The organism is Streptococcus sanguinis (genome assembly GCF_050222175.1).
GTDB lineage: Bacteria > Bacillota > Bacilli > Lactobacillales > Streptococcaceae > Streptococcus > Streptococcus sanguinis_M.
Genome location: NZ_CP071420.1, coordinates 2,355,479 through 2,373,384, shown reverse-complemented (window position 1 = coordinate 2,373,384; position 17,906 = coordinate 2,355,479). Strand labels below are relative to the sequence as shown.

Genomic DNA, 17,906 nt, shown 5'->3' with positions numbered 1-17,906 from the left:
GTCAATAAAATTGTAAAAACTGGATTTTTTGCTTTTTTCTAGAAACTTCTTTCTCATTTTCATTGAAAATGATATAATGAACTCATTATAAATTGAGGAGTAATAAATGACTAAACCAATTATTTTAACAGGAGATCGTCCGACAGGAAAATTGCATATTGGTCATTATGTAGGAAGTTTACGGAACCGCGTGCTTTTGCAGGATCAAGGTAAATATGAGATGTTCGTATTTTTGGCTGATCAGCAAGCTTTGACAGATCATGCAAAGGACCCCCAAACAATTGTTGAGTCCATTGGTAATGTAGCTTTAGATTATCTAGCGGCTGGATTGGATCCTGAAAAGGTGACTATTTTTATTCAAAGTCAGATTCCTGAGTTGGCAGAGTTGTCAATGTATTACATGAATTTGGTGTCATTGGCTCGTCTTGAGCGTAATCCTACTGTCAAGACTGAGATTGCGCAAAAAGGATTTGGTGAAAGTTTGCCGACTGGGTTTTTAGTTTATCCTATTTCTCAGGCAGCAGATATCACTGCTTTTAAAGCTAATTATGTACCAGTAGGACATGATCAAAAGCCTATGATTGAGCAGACTCGGGAGATTGTTCGTTCTTTTAACAACGCTTACCAGACAGATGTTTTGGTAGAACCGGAAGGAATTTATCCTGAAAATGAAGCAGCTGGACGTTTGCCTGGTTTGGATGGCAATGCTAAGATGTCTAAATCTCTCAATAACGGTATTTATCTGGCAGATGATATGGATATTCTGCAAAAGAAAGTTATGAGCATGTATACAGATCCTAATCATATCAGAGTGGAAGATCCTGGAAAAGTTGAGGGAAATATGGTCTTTCATTATCTGGATGTTTTTGGCCGCCCCGAAGATGCTGCTGATATTGCTGCAATGAAAGAGCATTATCAAAGAGGTGGTCTGGGAGATGTCAAAACCAAACGCTATCTGTTAGAAATTTTAGAGCGAGAGTTAGGTCCGATTCGTGAGCGTCGTGTGGAGTTTGCTAAAGACATGGGACAGGTCTATCAGATGCTGCAAGAAGGATGCGATAAGGCACGTCAGACTGCCGGTCAGACTCTTTCGGAAGTGAAGTCTGCGATGGGGATTAATTATTTTAAATAACGAATATTATTGATTATGAATCACAAAAACTATCGTTTTTAGTTTAAAAAATGATGGTTTTTATTTTTTGTATAATAATGATTGACAATTTCCTATAGAATGGTATGATATTAACAACAAAAAAACCAGCTCTTATTCAAAGAAATCTGAACTTCAATTTTCTTTGGGTATTAGTTCAAATAAGAAGGAAAAGAGGAAACTGTGGATGTCTAACTGGGACACTAAATTTTTAAAAAAAGGTTTTACCTTTGATGATGTGCTGCTGATTCCAGCTGAGAGCCATGTACTGCCCAACGATGCTGATTTGAGTACCAAGCTTGCTGAGAATTTGACCTTGAATATCCCAATCATTACTGCCGCTATGGACACTGTTACAGAGAGTCAGATGGCTATCGCTATTGCCCGTGCTGGCGGTCTTGGAGTTATCCACAAAAATATGTCTATTGAGCAACAGGCCGATGAAGTTCGAAAGGTTAAACGTTCTGAGAATGGCGTTATTATTGATCCTTTTTTCCTAACGCCAGAGCATACGATTGCTGAAGCAGATGAGCTAATGGGACGTTACCGCATCAGTGGTGTTCCTGTTGTAGAAACTCTTGAAAATCGTAAGTTAGTAGGGATTCTAACTAATCGTGATTTGCGTTTTATTTCTGACTATGACCAACCTATTTCTCGCCATATGACCAGTGAGAATCTTGTAACGGCGCCTGTTGGAACAGATTTGGGAACTGCAGAGCGTATTTTGCAAGAACACCGGATTGAAAAGTTGCCTTTGGTTGATGATAAGGGCTGCCTTTCAGGTTTGATTACCATTAAAGATATTGAAAAGGTTATTGAGTTTCCAAATGCTGCTAAAGATGAATTTGGTCGTCTTTTGGTCGCTGGTGCTGTCGGTGTTACTTCAGATACTTTTGAACGTGCAGAAGCTCTCTTTGAAGCGGGTGCAGATGCGATTGTTATTGATACTGCACATGGCCACTCAGCTGGAGTTTTGCGTAAGATTGCAGAGATTCGTGCTCATTTCCCTGATCGCACCTTGATTGCTGGAAATATTGCAACTGCTGAAGGTGCGCGTGCACTTTTTGATGCAGGTGTGGATGTTGTTAAGGTCGGAATTGGCCCAGGCTCTATCTGTACAACCCGTGTCATTGCTGGTGTTGGCGTTCCCCAAGTAACTGCTATTTATGATGCAGCTGCTGTGGCGCGTGAATATGGAAAAACCATCATTGCTGATGGTGGAATTAAGTATTCTGGAGATATTGTTAAGGCCTTGGCTGCGGGTGGAAATGCTGTTATGCTGGGTTCAATGTTTGCTGGTACAGACGAAGCGCCAGGCGAGACAGAAATCTTCCAAGGTCGGAAATTTAAGACTTACCGTGGAATGGGATCTATCGCCGCTATGAAGAAGGGTTCTAGTGACCGTTACTTCCAAGGTTCTGTCAATGAAGCTAATAAGCTAGTTCCAGAAGGAATTGAAGGTCGTGTGGCATACAAGGGAGCTGCTGCAGATATTGTCTTCCAGATGCTGGGTGGTATCCGATCTGGTATGGGTTATGTTGGTGCTGCAAATCTGCAAGAACTTCACGATAATGCTCAGTTTATTGAGATGAGTGGTGCTGGATTGAAGGAAAGCCACCCTCATGATGTGCAAATTACAAATGAAGCCCCTAACTATTCAGTTCAATAAAAAATAAAACGAGGTCGGGAATTTTTCCTAACCTCTTTTTAAATTTACGATTTAAATTGACACATTTTTACAATTCAAAAGGCTATAAAAGCTGTTCTAACAACAATTCGATATAATTCGTTTACACTATAAGCAATATTTTGTAAATTAAATTTACAAAATCGTAAATCTCATGTAATGCTAGGATTGAGATATAATTTGTCCTTGCTGAATGGTGAAAATTTTAATATCTTGTGGAAGATTTTTTAAATGTTCTAAAGTTGTTGTAGTGATGAAAGTTTGAATATCTTGAGAGATAGTTTCTAATAATTTTAGTTGACGGTTATTGTCAAGTTCGCTCATTACATCGTCAAGCAATAAAATAGGTGTTTCCTTCGTAATGCTTTCTATTAACTTGATTTCGGCTAGTTTCAGTGATAAAACAAGACTGCGATGCTGACCTTGACTACCAAAGTTGGCATCCATCTGGTTGATAAAAAAAGCAATATCATCACGATGGGGACCAACACCTGTATTTTTTTTGAATAGGTCACGTTTACGGTTACTTAATAAGGAAGAGCAGTAAGTTTCTTCTAAACTGTCAATTTGGTGTAAAGGAATAGATGACAGATACTTGACAGTCAACTTTTCCAGATTCTGAGAAATGTCCCAGTGCTTGTCTTGAGCAAAGCTTTCTAATTTTTGCAAAAAATCCAACCGATGCCTTATGACACGACAGCCATATTCAACCAGCTGATCATCAAGGACAGTCAAGAAGGTTTCATCAACTTTGTCATTAGCTTTCAGATAGGCATTGCGTTGTTTGAGGACATGGTTGTAATTGGATAAATCTGATAGATAGACAGGTTTGATTTGTCCAAGCTCAATGTCTATAAATTTACGACGTAGACTGGGGGAGCCTTTAATCAACTGTAAATCTTCAGGAGCAAAAAGAACAACATTCATAGTTCCAATATAGTCTGATAATTTACTTTGTTTCAAGTGATTAACTTTTGTGATGCGACCTTTTGGTGTCAAGTTAATGTCAAGAGGAACTTTACTAGTCTTTTTTTCTAATATGCCAGAGACAACGAGTTCATTTTCTGTAAAATGAATCAAATCCTTATCTGAGCGTGTGCGGTGGCTTCTTGTCAAGGCTAGGAAATAAACAGCTTCTAAAATATTGGTTTTACCTTGTGCGTTCTGGCCTAGAAAGACATTTAATCCAGGATGGAAGTCAATATCAGCTTCCTGATAATTTCGGAAATGCTTGATTTTTAATGATTGCAGCCACATGATTAGATACCAGGGAAGCGAACAGGGATTTTAGTAGTTTTCTGCTTTTTAGGTAGCCCTGTATTCTTACGCTTTTCTTTTTTAGAAGTCTGAGATTTTTTTAAATCCTTATTCATGGCTTTGACAAGTTCAGTAACTCGTTTTTTTTCTGCGATTTCTTTCTGGTGTTGCAGAATTTCTTCTTGACTAGGAGCTGTCAGATTAATTTCAATTCCTTGCTCGGGAAGGGAAATCCTGTCATTGACACGAAGTTTTTTTCCCCGGCGGTTTTCTGGCTCACCGTTAAAAAGAACTGGATATTCACTTAGAAATGTTTTAATTGCTCCGCCGCTTTGGATAATTCCTGTTTCTTTTAAAAGGGCTTGCAGCGTGATGTAGTCATCAAATAATTTGTATTCCATATTTCACCTCAACCCTGTCATTATACCATATTTGTTAGTAAAAAGTGCTGAGGTGCTTTGGATAAAATCGGAAATTTTCTCCTGTTGTCAGAAAACGTTTTAATCAGCAAAAAGCTTGGTAGAACAAACAAATCAGAGGCATTTCATGATATAATAGTAGTCTATATTATTCAGTATGAGGGGCGTCATGGAAATCACTAAAGGAGTTCGTCTCCATTTTATTCAATCAGAGAAATTTAAAACAAACAAAATTAGGGTTCGTTTTTCAGCGCCTATGTCCAAAGAAACAGTAGCTGGTCGGGTTTTAACAGCCAGCATGCTAGAGACTGTCAATGCTGTTTATCCTACTTCGCAGGCTTTTAGAGAGCGTCTGGCCAACTTGTATGGTGCTGATTATTCTACGAGTCTTTCAAGGAGAGGATTGGTCCATTATTTAGATATCAATCTTTCTTTTGTGCGGGATAAATTTTTGAGTCGTAAAAATGTCCTAACAGATGCCATGCTTGATTTTTTGAAAGCCAGCTTGTTTTCTCCATTGGTAAGTCAGGACGCTTTTGATGAATCTGCTTTTGAAATTGAGAAGAAAAATATCTTGAATGATTTGGAAGCTGAAATTGAGAATCATTTTTATCATGCTCATCGAGAATTAGATAAACTCTTTTATGAAGTCGAGGAAATGCAGATGCCTCGTGTTGGGACGATTGAATTAATCCAGAAAGAGACAGCTGCAAGCAGTTTTGCTACTTTTCAGCAGATGCTTCAGGAAAATCAGATTGACTTTTTCTTTATTGGGGACTTTAATGAAGTGGCTGTTCGGGAGAAAATTCAATCTTTCAATTTTGCGCCTCGCCAGCAAGAACTTCAGCTAGTTTATAAGCAAGAATATTCCAATGTTTTGCGAGAAGGACTGGAGCAGAAGGACGTGCATCAGTCAATTATTGAGTTGGGCTATCACTTCCCTATTCAGTACGGAGAGAGTGAGCACTTGCCTTTGGTCGTTTTAAATGCTTTGCTAGGTGGCTTTGCCCATTCGAAATTATTTGTCAATCTTCGTGAAAAGGAAGGACTGGCTTATACGATTTCCAGCAACTTTGATATTTTTTCAGGCATGATGCGGATTTACGCTGGTATTGACCGCAGCAATCGGACTAGAACAGTTGCTTTAATCAACCGACAGATTGGTGATTTGAAGCGTGGCATGTTTAGTCAGGAAGAATTGGATCAAACCAAGAAAATGCTGAAAAACTCGGTCCTCTTAGCTCAGGATCGACAGAATACAATATTAGAGAGAGCTTATATGGCTTCTGTTTTAGGCAAAAAATTCTTATCTCTTGAAGCTTGGCTGGAAGCTTTGGAACAGGTTCATAAAGATGATATTGTCAAAGCAGCTGGTCAGTTAAAATTACAAGCTATTTACTTTATGGAAGGAAAATAATGCAGGGAGAAGTGCTAGAAAAAATCAATTATTCAGCAGTGGGAGAAACTGTTTATCAGACAGTCTTGGCAAATGGTTTGCGTGTTTTTCTTCTGCCTAAAAATGATTTTAATGAAACTTATGGGATTATCTCAACTAATTTTGGTTCAGTGGATACAGGGATTGTTTCACGTGAAACTAAGCAGATCACTCAGTATCCGGCGGGAATAGCTCATTTTTTGGAACATAAGCTTTTTGAAGGCCCGCAGGGAAAGGATTTGCTGCTGGAATTTACTAAGCTAGGGGCTGAAAGCAATGCCTTTACAAGCTTTACTCGGACTAGCTATTTATTTTCTGCAACGGATAATATTTCAGAAAATCTACAGCTTTTGCAAGAACTGGTGCATCGGGTTGATTTCACAAAAGAATCTATTTTGCGGGAACAGGATATTATCGGCCAAGAAATTGAAATGTATCAGGATAATCCGGATTATCGTCTCTTTTTTGGAGCCTTAGCCAATCTCTATCCTCAAACACCTCTGGCAGAAGACATTGCAGGAACGAAAGAGTCAATCTCTGAGATTACCGTCGAAAATTTGAAGGAAAATTTCAGTAACTTTTATCATCCTTCTAATATGACTTTGTTTGTTATTGGTAATTTCGATTTGGAACAGATAGCTGCTGAGATTGCTGAACAGCAGGAAAAACTAGTTTTTGCTGGGAGTTCGGAACCTATTGAAAAAATTCCTGTTAGCCTTTACCCAGTGGTGTCAACAGACACCTACCGAATGGAGGTGGCTAGTCCAAAACTGGCAGTTGGGATTCGAGGTACGGACTTTGTTGATGAATCGGAGTTGTATCGCTATAAAATCACTTTGAAACTCTTATTTGCCATGATGTTTGGCTGGACTTCCAAGCGTTTCCAGTCCCTCTATGAAAGTGGGAAAATGGATAATTCTTTAACGCTGGAAGTGGAAGTAGAAAAAGATTTTCACTTTGTCATGTTGACGATGGATACTCAGGAACCGGTGGGACTTTCTCATCAATTTCGCTCAGCCATCAAGAATTTTGACAAGGATCCGGATGTGACAGAAGAGCATTTGGATACGATTAAAAGTGAGATGTTTGGTGATTTTCTGCATGGTTTAAACTCGCTTGAGTATATTGCAACCCAATATGAACCGCATTTGACGGGTGAGAATCTGTTTGATTTGCCGAAAATTTTACAGGACATCAGCCTGAATGATGTGATAAAACTAGGTCATCGTTTTATCGATCAGTGTGATATGACAGATTTTACTATTTTTCCAAAATAATTCCAGAATCGTTTTTAAAATTTTGTTAAAATAGTGAAGAATAGAAATAAGGGAAAAGTACGTATGAGAAAAAAAACGATAGGAGAAGTGTTGAAACTTGCTCGGACCAATCAAGGGCTGAGCTTAGAGGAACTGTCAAAAAAGACAGATATCCAGCAGGATTTGCTGGAAGCGCTGGAACGAAATGACTATGATTTGCTTCCTAGTCCTTTCTATGCCCGTAGCTTCTTGCGGAAATATGCTTGGGCTGTAGATTTGGATGAATCCATTATTCTGGAGGCTTACGAAGCTGGTGAGATGATTGTCTTTGATGAAGTGGCACTGGCAGCAGATGAGGAATTCAGGAGCAGAAAAAATAAAAATAAAAGCTCTTTTCTGCCCTTGTTCTATTTTCTCTTATTGGCTTCAGCTATTGCAGCTTTCGTGGCATACTATATTTGGAGCTATGCTCACACCAATTCGGTAAGTTTCAAAGCATCTAACAGCAATTATAGTCTGGTTTCCTCTACAAGCATTAACAGTCAGAAGAGTTCCTTTTCTTCAGCTGATTCTAAGTCAGTTTCTTCCTCAGCTAGCAAATTGACAGTTAGTGGAAGCGGAGATAATTTGATTGCTGAGTATAGCGGAGCAAGTCAGCCTGTCAAAGTGACCGTTTCTGTGGAGCAAACGACCAATTTGGTAAGCATAAGCGATTCAGAACTAGCCGAAGGTATCACCTTATCTCCTGAAAAATCAAGCCAGACGGTTGCTCTTGAGCCAGGCAATAAGTATCTTATTACGTTAGCACCTGTTAAAGGAGCAACTGTGACGATAGAGGGACAAAAACTAGATACTTCGGCTTTGACTAGCGATAGTGGAACCATTAGTTTGAACATTACGAAAGGATAAAAACGAAGGGAATACCATGAAAAAAGAAAATATTCCAAACGCCTTAACTCTTGTTAGAATTGCTTTAATCCCTGTATTTGTTGTGATTTTAACATTCGGTCATTCTTATGCCATGCATATCTTGGCAGCTTTTATCTTTGCTTTTGCCAGTATAACTGATTATCTAGATGGTTATTTGGCTCGAAAGTGGGAAGTGGTAACAAACTTTGGTAAATTTGCTGATCCCATGGCTGATAAGCTTTTAGTGATGTCTGCTTTTATCATGTTGATCGAGATGAAAATGGCTCCTGCATGGGTTGTGGCTATTATTATTTGCCGGGAATTGGCAGTAACAGGTCTACGCTTGCTTTTAGTGGAAACAGGAGGGACAGTCTTAGCGGCTGCTATGCCAGGTAAAATCAAGACCTTCACGCAGATGTTTGCTATTATTTTTCTACTGATTCATTGGACTCTGTTAGGACAAATCCTTCTGTATATCGCTTTAATCTTTACGATTTATTCTGGATATGACTACTTCAAGGGAAGTGCCTATCTCTTTAAAAATACCTTTAAATAATATGGAAAATATCATCGAAGTAAGAAATCTTAAGTACAAATACGATAGTGAGTCTGAGAATTACACTTTAAATGATGTCTCCTTTCAAGTAAAAAAAGGGGAATGGCTTTCTATTGTCGGTCATAATGGAAGTGGAAAATCAACCTCAGTTCGTTTGATTGACGGTCTTTTAGAAGCGGAAAGCGGAGATATTATTATCTCAGGCGATAAGCTAATAGCTGAAAATGTCTGGGAAAAGCGCAGACAGATTGGTATGGTATTCCAAAATCCAGATAATCAGTTTGTCGGTGCAACTGTAGAAGACGATGTAGCCTTTGGTTTGGAAAATCAAGGGCTGGACTATGATCTGATGGTAGAGCGAGTCCAGCAGGCATTAGAGCTTGTCGGAATGCAGGATTTTAAGGAGCGTGAACCAGCTCGTCTTTCCGGAGGTCAGAAACAGCGGGTAGCTGTTGCAGGTGTAGTAGCTCTGAGGCCGGATATTATTATTTTGGATGAAGCAACCAGCATGTTGGATCCAGAGGGACGTTTGGCTCTTATCCAGACCGTGAAAAAAATTAAAGATAGTAATCAGCTGACCGTCATTTCTATCACTCATGACCTGGATGAAATAGCCTTAAGCGACCGTGTTTTGGTCATGAAAGAGGGGCAGGTTGAATCTACCGCTACCCCGAGAGAACTTTTTTCTCGAGAAGATTTAGAAGAGCTAGGATTGGATCAGCCATTTGTTAATCAGGTAAAGGTGGCTTTGCGTCAGTCAGGGCTTTCTATGCCAGACTCTTACTTAACAGAAAAAGAATTGCAGGATCAACTATGGGCATTACTCTCAAAAATGTAAGTTATACTTATCAAGCTGGCACTCCTTTTGAGGGACCAGCGCTTTTTGGAGTGGATTTGGAGATAAAATCGGGCAGTTATACAGCTCTTATCGGGCATACTGGCAGCGGTAAGTCAACCATTCTTCAGCTTTTAAATGGCTTGCTGGTTCCCAATCAGGGTAGTGTTGAAGTAGGCAGTACAGTCATCACAGCTGATTCCGTCAATAAAGACATTAAACAGGTACGCAAGAAGGTCGGTCTGGTCTTTCAATTTCCAGAAAGTCAAGTTTTTGATGAAACAGTTTTGAAAGATGTGGCTTTTGGTCCTCAGAATTTTGGTGTTTCTAAGGAAGAAGCGGAAGCTTTGGCGCGTGAAAAGCTGCACTTAGTCGGAATTTCTGAGGATTTGTTCAATCGCAGTCCTTTCGAACTTTCTGGTGGCCAGATGCGTAGGGTGGCCATAGCAGGTATACTGGCTATGGAGCCTGATATCTTGGTTTTGGACGAGCCGACAGCAGGACTTGATCCATCTGGTCGAAAAGAACTGATGAGGCTCTTTGAAGAGCTGCATCGTGCCGGTATGACCATTGTTTTGGTAACACACCTAATGGATGATGTAGCCAACTTTGCTGATACAGTCTATGTTTTAGATAAGGGCAGAGTCGTCAAGAGCGGTCAGCCTGCTCAGGTCTTTCAGGATCTTGATTTTATGGAGAGTATTCAATTGGGTGTTCCTAAGATTACAAAATTTGCTCACGAATTGGCGGAGAAAGGGATGACTTTCTCGCACTATCCTATTACAATTGAAGAATTCAAGGAGATCTTGCATGGATAAGTTGATTTTAGGCCGCTATATTCCCGGAAATTCAATTATTCATCGTTTGGATCCGCGGAGCAAGTTGCTGGCGATGTTTCTTTTTATTCTATTAATTTTCTGGGCTAATAATCTTGTGACCAATCTGCTGCTGTTTGTTTTTGTTTTTAGTTTGGTCTTACTGTCTAAGGTTCCTTTGAAGTTCTTTTTAAAGGGTATCCAGTCCATGGTTTTTATCATAGCTTTTACCACCTTGTTCCAGCTGTTTTTGACCTCGGGAGGCGCAACAATTTTTCAGTTCGCTTTTATCAGAATTACAGAAGCAGGACTGTCACAGGCTGGCATTATTTTTAGCCGCTTTATTCTGATTATTTTCTTTTCTACTCTTCTGACTCTGACAACGACGCCCTTAAGCTTGTCCGATGCAGTTGAGTGTTTGCTGAAACCTCTGAAGGTTTTCAAGGTGCCAGCACATGAGATTGGCCTGATGCTCTCTATGAGCCTGCGCTTCGTTCCAACTTTAATGGATGATACTACTAGGATTATGAATGCTCAGAGGGCGCGTGGTGTTGACTTTGGTGAGGGAAAGCTTGTTCAAAAGGTTAAATCTATTATTCCCATTCTAATCCCTTTATTTGCTTCTAGTTTTAAAAGGGCAGATGCTCTAGCTATTGCCATGGAAGCACGTGGCTATAATGGAGGTGAAGGTCGGACACGTTTTCGTCGTTTGGTATGGAAAAGAAATGACAGCTTGGCTATTATTAGCTTATTTATATTAGGTGTTCTGCTTTATATATTGAAAAACTGACCTGCTGTTTAAAGTGTTTTTAGAGAATAGTATAAGTTAAACTTGTCTATTTTTTGCTTGATCAAAGAAAATATTTGGCAAAAAAGCTGTAAAAGTCTGTTTTTAACGTCTAAACTAAATGTTATTGTAACGTTTGACTTGTTAATGTAACTTTTTGGTAATATTTTATGTGTAAGATAGTATTATCACCGAAAGGAGAATTACATTTTAATGAACAAAAAAACAGCAAAATGGACTTTAACAGGTGCAGTCGCTGCAGCGGCTTTCTTGGTTTCAGGTATTGCAAATGCTGAGACCTATACAGTTGAAGCCGGTGATACTTTATCAGCTATTGCTAACGAAAAAAATACAACTCTTGAGAAATTAGTAGAGTTAAACAAGATTGCAGATCCAAATCACATCCGTGTTGGTCAAATCTTGGAACTTGGAAATAGTGCCAAAACGTCTGAAACAAGCGTAGCAGCAACTGCAACTCCCGTAAATAATTATGCAGCACCTGCAGCAACAGCTAATTCAGCAGCAACATCAGGAGGCCTTGTACTTAGCAATGGTAATACTGCTGGTGCAACAGGCTCTTATGCAGCATCACGTATGGCAGAAATGACTGGTGTTCCTGCATCAACTTGGGAAGCTATCATTGCCCGTGAATCAAATGGTCAAGTAGATGCTTACAACCCTTCAGGTGCAAGTGGCCTTTTCCAAACAATGCCAGGTTGGGGATCAACAGCTACTGTTGATGATCAAATTCAATCAGCATATAGTGCCTACAGTGCTCAAGGACTTTCAGCTTGGGGCTATTAAGATAGAACTAAAAAAACCACAGAAATCTGTGGTTTTTTGGTTTACATAAAATTGACAATTTATAAGCAGAAAATGATAGTGTAGATAAAGATTTAAAGGTTACAATCTTATCTGGATTGACAGATGTGTAAAGTTATGAAAAGTGTTCGTTCAATATTTTTAAAATGTAGTTAGGAGAATTAGCTAGCAAATCTGCTCCATTTTCTAGTAACTCTTCTTTGCTGCCAAAGCCCCAAAGGACTCCTAAAGTTGAGATTCCTACTTCTTTACCGCCAATCATATCAAACTTTGTATCACCTATAATTATCGTTTCTTCTGGATTTGCATCTAGTGTTTGCAGAGCTCGACGCAGAACATCTGCTTTGTGGAATGAATCTGGCAGTGAGCCAAAAATATCATCAAATTGGTCAGAGATAGCTAGATTTGCTAATAAATCTTGTGCTGTGGGTTGATTTTTACTCGTTGTTACATAAATCTGATAGCCGGCTTCTTTTAACTGTTTCAGCAATTCTGGTATCCCCTCATAGAGGCGGACGCCCCAGATGCCTTTTTCCTTATAGAAGCTGCGATAATAGTTAATTGCTTCTGGAACTTGGCTTTCTTCAAGAACAGAAGCGAAGCTTACTTCCAGAGGAGGACCCATAAAACTTTTTATAATACTTTCTTCAGGACACTCTTTTCCAAGTTGTTTAAAGCTGTATTCAAAGGATTCTTGGATGCCCTTTGAACTGTCAACTAAGGTTCCATCCAAATCAAAGAAGATATATTTCAAATGATTCATCTTGTCTCCTTGTTTACTATCTAGTAAATATACTTGACAAATTTGTCAAGGTTATTCTCCAAAGATTTCTTTTGAAAGTCTGCGACCTGTAGGTGTTGTAGCTAGACCGCCTTCAGCTGTTTCTCTGAAAGCGGTAGGCAGACTTGACCCGACTTGATACATAGCGTCAATGACTTCGTCAACAGGAATTTTAGACTCGATTCCCGCAAGAGCCATATCAGCTGCAATAAAGGCGTAACTGGCTCCCATAGCATTTCGCTTGACACAAGGCACTTCGACCAGACCAGCTACTGGATCGCAAATCAAACCCAGCATATTTTTGATGACAAAACAAATAGCTTGACTAGCTTGAAAAGGTGAGCCTCCAGCAGCCAGAACTAAAGCAGCTGCACTCATAGCTGAAGCGGAGCCGACCTCAGCTTGACAGCCACCTTCAGCTCCCGAAATTGAAGCATTATTGGCAATGACTAGGCCAAAAGCGCCTGCAGCTAATAGAAAGTTTAGTTGTTCTTCTTCTGAGAGTCCCAACTTTTCAATTGCAGATGTGAGAACAGCTGGCAGACAGCCAGCGCTGCCGGCCGTTGGTGTGGCACAAACTAAACCCATTTTAGCATTATGCTCATTGACAGCAATAGCATTTTTTGCAGCAGTCAGCACAGTGTGGTCTGATAAAGCCTTTCCTGACTGGATATAATGGTCAAGTTTTGCCGCGTCTCCACCAGTCAATCCGCTTCGAGACTTGCTCTCATCGAGTCCAAGAAGGACAGAGGCTTTCATGACTTCCAGATTGCGATGCATCAACCGCAGGACTTCATCTCTTTCACGACCAGTCAATTCATACTCGGTAGCAATCATCAATTCAGCAACATTTCCTTGGTAATCCAGGTCAGCTTGCTCTACCAATTCTTTGATGGAATAAAACATATTTTCTCCTATTTAAAGAAATTCACATTATGCAGATGAGGAATATTGCGAATTTCATCGATGGCTTCCTCACAGCTGCGGCTGTCAACTTCAATAATCATAATCGCTTTTTCCCCAGCTTTCTCACGAGTGACATTCATCTGAGCTATATTGATATTGTAGCGTGACAGAGCTTCGGTGACATGGGCAATCATACCAGGGACATCCTGGTGGACGATAATGATGGTCGGAGTATTCATGCTCAGAGATACTGAAAAGCCATTCAGCTCTGTTACTTGAATGTTGCCGCCACCGATAGAGACTCCAGTCACACTGATTGTTTTATGGTCATTTTTGATTGTAATCTTTGTCGTATTTGGGTGAGGTGCATTGCTATCCTTTTGAATGGTCCAGACAATCTTGATACCGCGTTTATGCGCGATTTCAAGGCTGTTAGGAATCTCTGGATCATCTGTATCCATACCTAAAATCCCTGCTACAAGAGCCAAGTCAGTTCCGTGACCTCGGTAAGTTTTGGCAAAAGAGTTAAAGAGCTGGAATTCTACTTCTGTAGGCTCATCGTTAAAAATAGAGGAGACAATTTTTCCGATACGGACGGCACCTGCTGTATGACTGCTTGATGGGCCTATCATAACGGGTCCGATAATATCAAAAACAGATTGAAATCTTAGTGAAGTCATGATTTCTCCTTGCGGCTAATTTATTATTTTCATTATAACAAAGTTAAGGGCTTTCTGCTGATTTTTTAAATGAATTAAAAGTGGATATTATAAAATTTCGTTAGATAGGAAAGTAAACGAGAAAATCAATAACTTTACAACGTTGTAAATATTCTTTACAGATAATAAATTTAGTTGAATTTCTGATTTGTTTTCCTAGTCCTTTCGTGCTATAATAGGCCTTGCTCAAGCGATCTTCAATCGTTGAAAGCACAGCACGACCTTCAATCGTGAAATAACGAAAAGATGGGAGAACACAATGAGTGATAACTCTAAGACTCGTGTCGTTGTTGGTATGAGCGGAGGCGTCGATTCATCAGTAACTGCTTTGCTCTTGAAAGAGCAAGGTTACGATGTGATTGGCATCTTCATGAAAAACTGGGACGACACAGATGAATTTGGTGTCTGCACAGCCACAGAAGACTACAAGGATGTAGCAGCTGTTGCAGATCAGATTGGCATTCCTTACTACTCTGTCAACTTTGAGAAAGAGTACTGGGATCGCGTTTTTGAATACTTCTTGGCGGAATACCAAGCAGGTAGGACTCCAAATCCAGATGTCATGTGTAACAAGGAAATCAAGTTTAAAGCCTTCCTTGACTATGCCTTGACATTGGGTGCAGATTACGTTGCAACGGGTCACTATGCTCAGGTGAAGAGAGACCAAGAAGGCGTGGTTCACATGCTGCGTGGCAAGGACAACAATAAGGATCAGACTTACTTCCTAAGCCAACTATCACAGGAACAACTGCAAAAGACTATGTTTCCTCTGGGTCATTTAGAAAAACCAGAAGTTCGAGCAATTGCTGAAAGAGCTGGTTTAGCTACAGCTAAGAAAAAAGACTCGACTGGTATTTGCTTCATTGGCGAGAAGAATTTTAAAGAGTTTCTGAGTCAATATTTACCAGCCCAGCCGGGTCGCATGATGACCTTGGAAGGTCGAGATATGGGCCAGCATGCTGGGTTGATGTATTATACCATTGGCCAGCGAGGTGGTCTTGGAATTGGTGGTCAGCACGGGGGAGATAATGAACCTTGGTTTGTAGTTGGAAAAGACCTCAGCCAAAATATTCTTTATGTCGGTCAGGGCTTTTATCATGACAACTTAATGTCAACCAGCCTTGACGCTAGTCAGGTTCATTTCACAAAAGAAATGCCAGAAGAATTTACTATGGAATGTACAGCTAAGTTCCGCTACCGTCAGCCAGATTCTAAGGTGACAGTTGCTGTAAAGGGTGACAAGGCTGTTGTCAACGTCGATCAACCGCAAAGGGCTGTTACTCCAGGTCAAGCAGTTGTCTTCTATGATGGCGATGAGTGCCTGGGTGGAGGCTTGATTGACAGAGCTTATAAGAATGGTCAAGTCTTGCAGTACATTTAGATTGACAATTCAGCTCAATCTGCTAAAATAAGATAAGCAATACCTATGATGGTCAAAGCTCATGGATGTTGCAGGCTTTTTTGTCCTGCACTTCTAGAGACTTGGCCTTTTTTGGTGAAAAAATGAAGGAAAAAGAAATGTCACACAATTTTACTGAAAGTTATGATATTATCGTGATTGGAGCAGGACATGCTGGGGTTGAGGCATCGCTGGCTGCTAGTCGAATGGGTTGTAAGGTTCTTTTGGCAACCATCAATATTGAGATGCTGGCTTTTATGCCCTGCAATCCATCTATCGGAGGGTCTGCAAAAGGCATTGTCGTTCGTGAAGTAGATGCTTTGGGCGGAGAGATGGCTAAGAATATTGACAAGAGCTATATCCAGATGAAGATGCTCAATACTGGTAAAGGACCCGCTGTTCGGGCTCTTCGGGCGCAGGCGGATAAGGAAGTCTACTCCAAAGAAATGCGGAAGACTGTCGAAAATCAAGAAAATCTGACTCTGCGGCAAACCATGATTAATGAAATCTTGGTAGAAGACGGTAAAGTAATTGGGGTTAAGACAGCGACCCATCAGGAATATGCAGCTAAAGCTGTTATTGTTACGACTGGAACAGCCTTGCGGGGAGAAATTATCATTGGTGATCTCAAGTATTCATCTGGTCCTAATCACAGTCTGGCAGCCATTCCTTTAGCAGATAACCTGCGTGATCTAGGTTTTGAAATTGGTCGTTTTAAAACTGGAACGCCACCGCGTGTCAAGGCATCATCTATCAATTATGATGTGACTGAGATTCAGCCAGGTGATGAAAAGGCCAATCATTTTTCATACACATCTCGTGATGAGGACTATGTGAAAGATCAAGTTCCTTGCTGGTTGACTTATACCAATGCAGAAAGTCACGAAATTATCCAAAATAACCTGCACCGGGCTCCTATGTTTTCAGGTATCGTTAAGGGTGTGGGCCCTCGCTATTGCCCGTCAATCGAGGATAAGATTGTCCGTTTTGCGGATAAGGAACGCCACCAGCTTTTCTTAGAACCTGAGGGTCGTGATACAGAAGAAGTTTATGTGCAGGGGCTGTCAACCAGTTTGCCAGAAGATGTACAGAAGGACTTGGTTCACTCTATCAAAGGTTTAGAAAATGCTGAGATGATGCGGACAGGCTATGCCATTGAGTACGATATGATTATGCCCCACCAGTTGCGGGTAACCTTGGAAACCAAGAAAATTTCAGGGCTCTTTACAGCGGGTCAAACCAATGGAACTTCTGGCTATGAAGAAGCTGCAGGTCAAGGGATTATCGCTGGGATTAATGCGGCTTTGAAGATCCAAGGGAAGCCAGAGTTGATCTTGAAGCGAAGTGATGGTTACATTGGAGTCATGATTGATGATTTGGTGACTAAGGGCACGGTAGAACCTTACCGACTCTTGACCAGTCGAGCTGAGTACCGTCTGATTCTCCGTCATGACAATGCAGATATGCGTTTGACAGAGATGGGACGGGAAATTGGTCTGGTAGATGATGAGCGCTGGGCTCGTTTCGAGATTAAAAAGAATCAATTTGACAACGAGATGAAGCGTTTGGAATCGATCAAGCTAAAACCTGTCAAGGAAACAAATGCTAAGGTAGAAGCGCTAGGCTTTAAGCCTCTGACAGATGCAGTAACTGCCAAAGAATTTATGCGGCGTCCTGAAGTGTCTTACCAAGATGTAGTTCAGTTCATTGGTCCGGCGGCAGAGGAGCTTGATGAAAAGATTATCGAGCTGATTGAGACAGAGATTAAGTACGAAGGCTATATTTCTAAAGCTCTCGATCAGGTTGAAAAGATGAAGCGTATGGAAGAGAAGCGGATTCCAGCTAATATTGACTGGGATGATATTGATTCGATTGCGACAGAAGCGCGTCAAAAGTTCAAGAAAATTAATCCAGAAACGATTGGTCAGGCAAGTCGTATTTCTGGTGTCAATCCAGCAGATATTTCTATTTTGATGGTTTACCTAGAAGGCAAGTCCAGAAGCATTTCTAAAAATCAAGCGAAGTAACTCTTGTAAAAGGCTTAGTTTCCTTTGGGAAGCAGCCTTTTTGTGTAAATTTACAATAGATTTACAATGTTGTAAACTTTGAAAGACTGTTTTTCGCTTCCTTTACCATTGTTAAATGCTTTGATTATTGGGAGAAATTCGCTTTT

At 40.4% G+C, this 17,906-nt stretch carries 17 protein-coding genes; 12 read left to right on the top strand and 5 right to left on the bottom strand.

The window, feature by feature from the left end:
* The first annotated feature begins 106 nt into the window (after window positions 1-106).
* Together trpS and guaB are read left to right on the top strand one after the other, a co-directional pair.
* Window positions 107-1,132 (top strand): tryptophan--tRNA ligase, encoded by a 1,026-nt coding sequence (gene trpS / locus J1C91_RS11760; RefSeq protein ID WP_002908355.1) that lies wholly within the window; start codon window positions 107-109, stop codon window positions 1,130-1,132.
* A gap of 205 nt (window positions 1,133-1,337) precedes the next feature.
* On the top strand, window positions 1,338-2,819 hold the full coding sequence (gene guaB, locus J1C91_RS11755) for an IMP dehydrogenase (protein ID WP_032908038.1): 1,482 nt from the start codon (window positions 1,338-1,340) through the stop codon (window positions 2,817-2,819).
* Between the two features lie 180 nt (window positions 2,820-2,999).
* Here the strand turns inward: guaB and recF are convergent, their stop codons facing one another.
* Together recF and yaaA are read right to left on the bottom strand one after the other, a co-directional pair.
* Window positions 3,000-4,094, bottom strand: coding sequence for a DNA replication/repair protein RecF (gene recF / locus J1C91_RS11750; protein WP_125439414.1), 1,095 nt, complete (start codon window positions 4,092-4,094; stop codon window positions 3,000-3,002).
* A gap of 2 nt (window positions 4,095-4,096) precedes the next feature.
* The gene (gene yaaA / locus J1C91_RS11745; RefSeq protein ID WP_002910935.1) at window positions 4,097-4,495 is read right to left on the bottom strand and encodes a S4 domain-containing protein YaaA; all 399 of its coding nucleotides are present in this window, start codon (window positions 4,493-4,495) and stop codon (window positions 4,097-4,099) included.
* Between the two features lie 187 nt (window positions 4,496-4,682).
* Between yaaA and yfmF the strand changes: the two genes are divergently transcribed.
* The 8 genes from yfmF (at window position 4,683) to J1C91_RS11705 (ending at window position 11,910) form a co-directional block, all read left to right on the top strand.
* Window positions 4,683-5,930: an EF-P 5-aminopentanol modification-associated protein YfmF gene (gene yfmF, locus J1C91_RS11740; RefSeq protein ID WP_312023183.1), complete on the top strand. Its 1,248-nt coding sequence runs from the start codon at window positions 4,683-4,685 to the stop codon at window positions 5,928-5,930.
* Window positions 5,930-7,225, top strand: coding sequence for an EF-P 5-aminopentanol modification-associated protein YfmH (yfmH, locus tag J1C91_RS11735; RefSeq protein WP_002910937.1), 1,296 nt, complete (start codon window positions 5,930-5,932; stop codon window positions 7,223-7,225). Before yfmF ends, yfmH begins: the two co-directional genes overlap by 1 nt.
* A gap of 33 nt (window positions 7,226-7,258) precedes the next feature.
* The gene (gene rodZ, locus J1C91_RS11730; protein WP_125439410.1) at window positions 7,259-8,113 is read left to right on the top strand and encodes a cytoskeleton protein RodZ; all 855 of its coding nucleotides are present in this window, start codon (window positions 7,259-7,261) and stop codon (window positions 8,111-8,113) included.
* Window positions 8,114-8,129: 16 nt separating this feature from the next.
* The gene (gene pgsA / locus J1C91_RS11725; RefSeq protein ID WP_125439408.1) at window positions 8,130-8,669 is read left to right on the top strand and encodes a CDP-diacylglycerol--glycerol-3-phosphate 3-phosphatidyltransferase; all 540 of its coding nucleotides are present in this window, start codon (window positions 8,130-8,132) and stop codon (window positions 8,667-8,669) included.
* Window position 8,670: 1 nt separating this feature from the next.
* Window positions 8,671-9,507 (top strand): energy-coupling factor ABC transporter ATP-binding protein, encoded by an 837-nt coding sequence (locus J1C91_RS11720; protein WP_185761353.1) that lies wholly within the window; start codon window positions 8,671-8,673, stop codon window positions 9,505-9,507.
* Entirely contained in the window at window positions 9,483-10,322 is an 840-nt protein-coding gene (locus tag J1C91_RS11715; RefSeq protein WP_002908343.1) for an energy-coupling factor ABC transporter ATP-binding protein, read from the top strand. The genes J1C91_RS11720 and J1C91_RS11715 overlap by 25 nt, the downstream gene beginning before the upstream one ends.
* Window positions 10,315-11,109, top strand: a complete 795-nt coding sequence (locus J1C91_RS11710) for an energy-coupling factor transporter transmembrane component T family protein (RefSeq protein ID WP_002908341.1) — start codon at window positions 10,315-10,317, stop codon at window positions 11,107-11,109. The genes J1C91_RS11715 and J1C91_RS11710 overlap by 8 nt, the downstream gene beginning before the upstream one ends.
* Before the next feature lie 210 nt (window positions 11,110-11,319).
* Complete coding sequence (locus J1C91_RS11705; RefSeq protein ID WP_002894257.1) at window positions 11,320-11,910, top strand: LysM peptidoglycan-binding domain-containing protein; 591 nt, start codon at window positions 11,320-11,322, stop codon at window positions 11,908-11,910.
* A 133-nt stretch (window positions 11,911-12,043) separates the two neighbouring features.
* Here J1C91_RS11705 and J1C91_RS11700 read toward each other — a convergent pair whose 3' ends face one another.
* The 3 genes from J1C91_RS11700 to sdaAB are packed head-to-tail and all read right to left on the bottom strand — an operon-like array spanning window position 12,044 to window position 14,295.
* Window positions 12,044-12,691, bottom strand: a complete 648-nt coding sequence (locus J1C91_RS11700; protein WP_048773849.1) for an HAD family hydrolase — start codon at window positions 12,689-12,691, stop codon at window positions 12,044-12,046.
* A 51-nt stretch (window positions 12,692-12,742) separates the two neighbouring features.
* The gene (gene sdaAA, locus J1C91_RS11695) at window positions 12,743-13,615 is read right to left on the bottom strand and encodes an L-serine ammonia-lyase, iron-sulfur-dependent, subunit alpha (protein WP_002899542.1); all 873 of its coding nucleotides are present in this window, start codon (window positions 13,613-13,615) and stop codon (window positions 12,743-12,745) included.
* A gap of 8 nt (window positions 13,616-13,623) precedes the next feature.
* Window positions 13,624-14,295 carry an L-serine ammonia-lyase, iron-sulfur-dependent subunit beta gene (sdaAB, locus tag J1C91_RS11690; RefSeq protein ID WP_002908339.1) on the bottom strand — a complete coding sequence of 224 codons (672 nt, stop codon included), beginning with the start codon at window positions 14,293-14,295 and terminating at the stop codon, window positions 13,624-13,626.
* A gap of 274 nt (window positions 14,296-14,569) precedes the next feature.
* Between sdaAB and mnmA the strand changes: the two genes are divergently transcribed.
* Window positions 14,570-15,715 (top strand): tRNA 2-thiouridine(34) synthase MnmA, encoded by a 1,146-nt coding sequence (mnmA, locus tag J1C91_RS11685; protein ID WP_260469039.1) that lies wholly within the window; start codon window positions 14,570-14,572, stop codon window positions 15,713-15,715.
* A 137-nt stretch (window positions 15,716-15,852) separates the two neighbouring features.
* Complete coding sequence (gene mnmG, locus J1C91_RS11680) at window positions 15,853-17,760, top strand: tRNA uridine-5-carboxymethylaminomethyl(34) synthesis enzyme MnmG (RefSeq protein ID WP_032912556.1); 1,908 nt, start codon at window positions 15,853-15,855, stop codon at window positions 17,758-17,760.
* Window positions 17,761-17,906 lie beyond the last annotated feature (146 nt).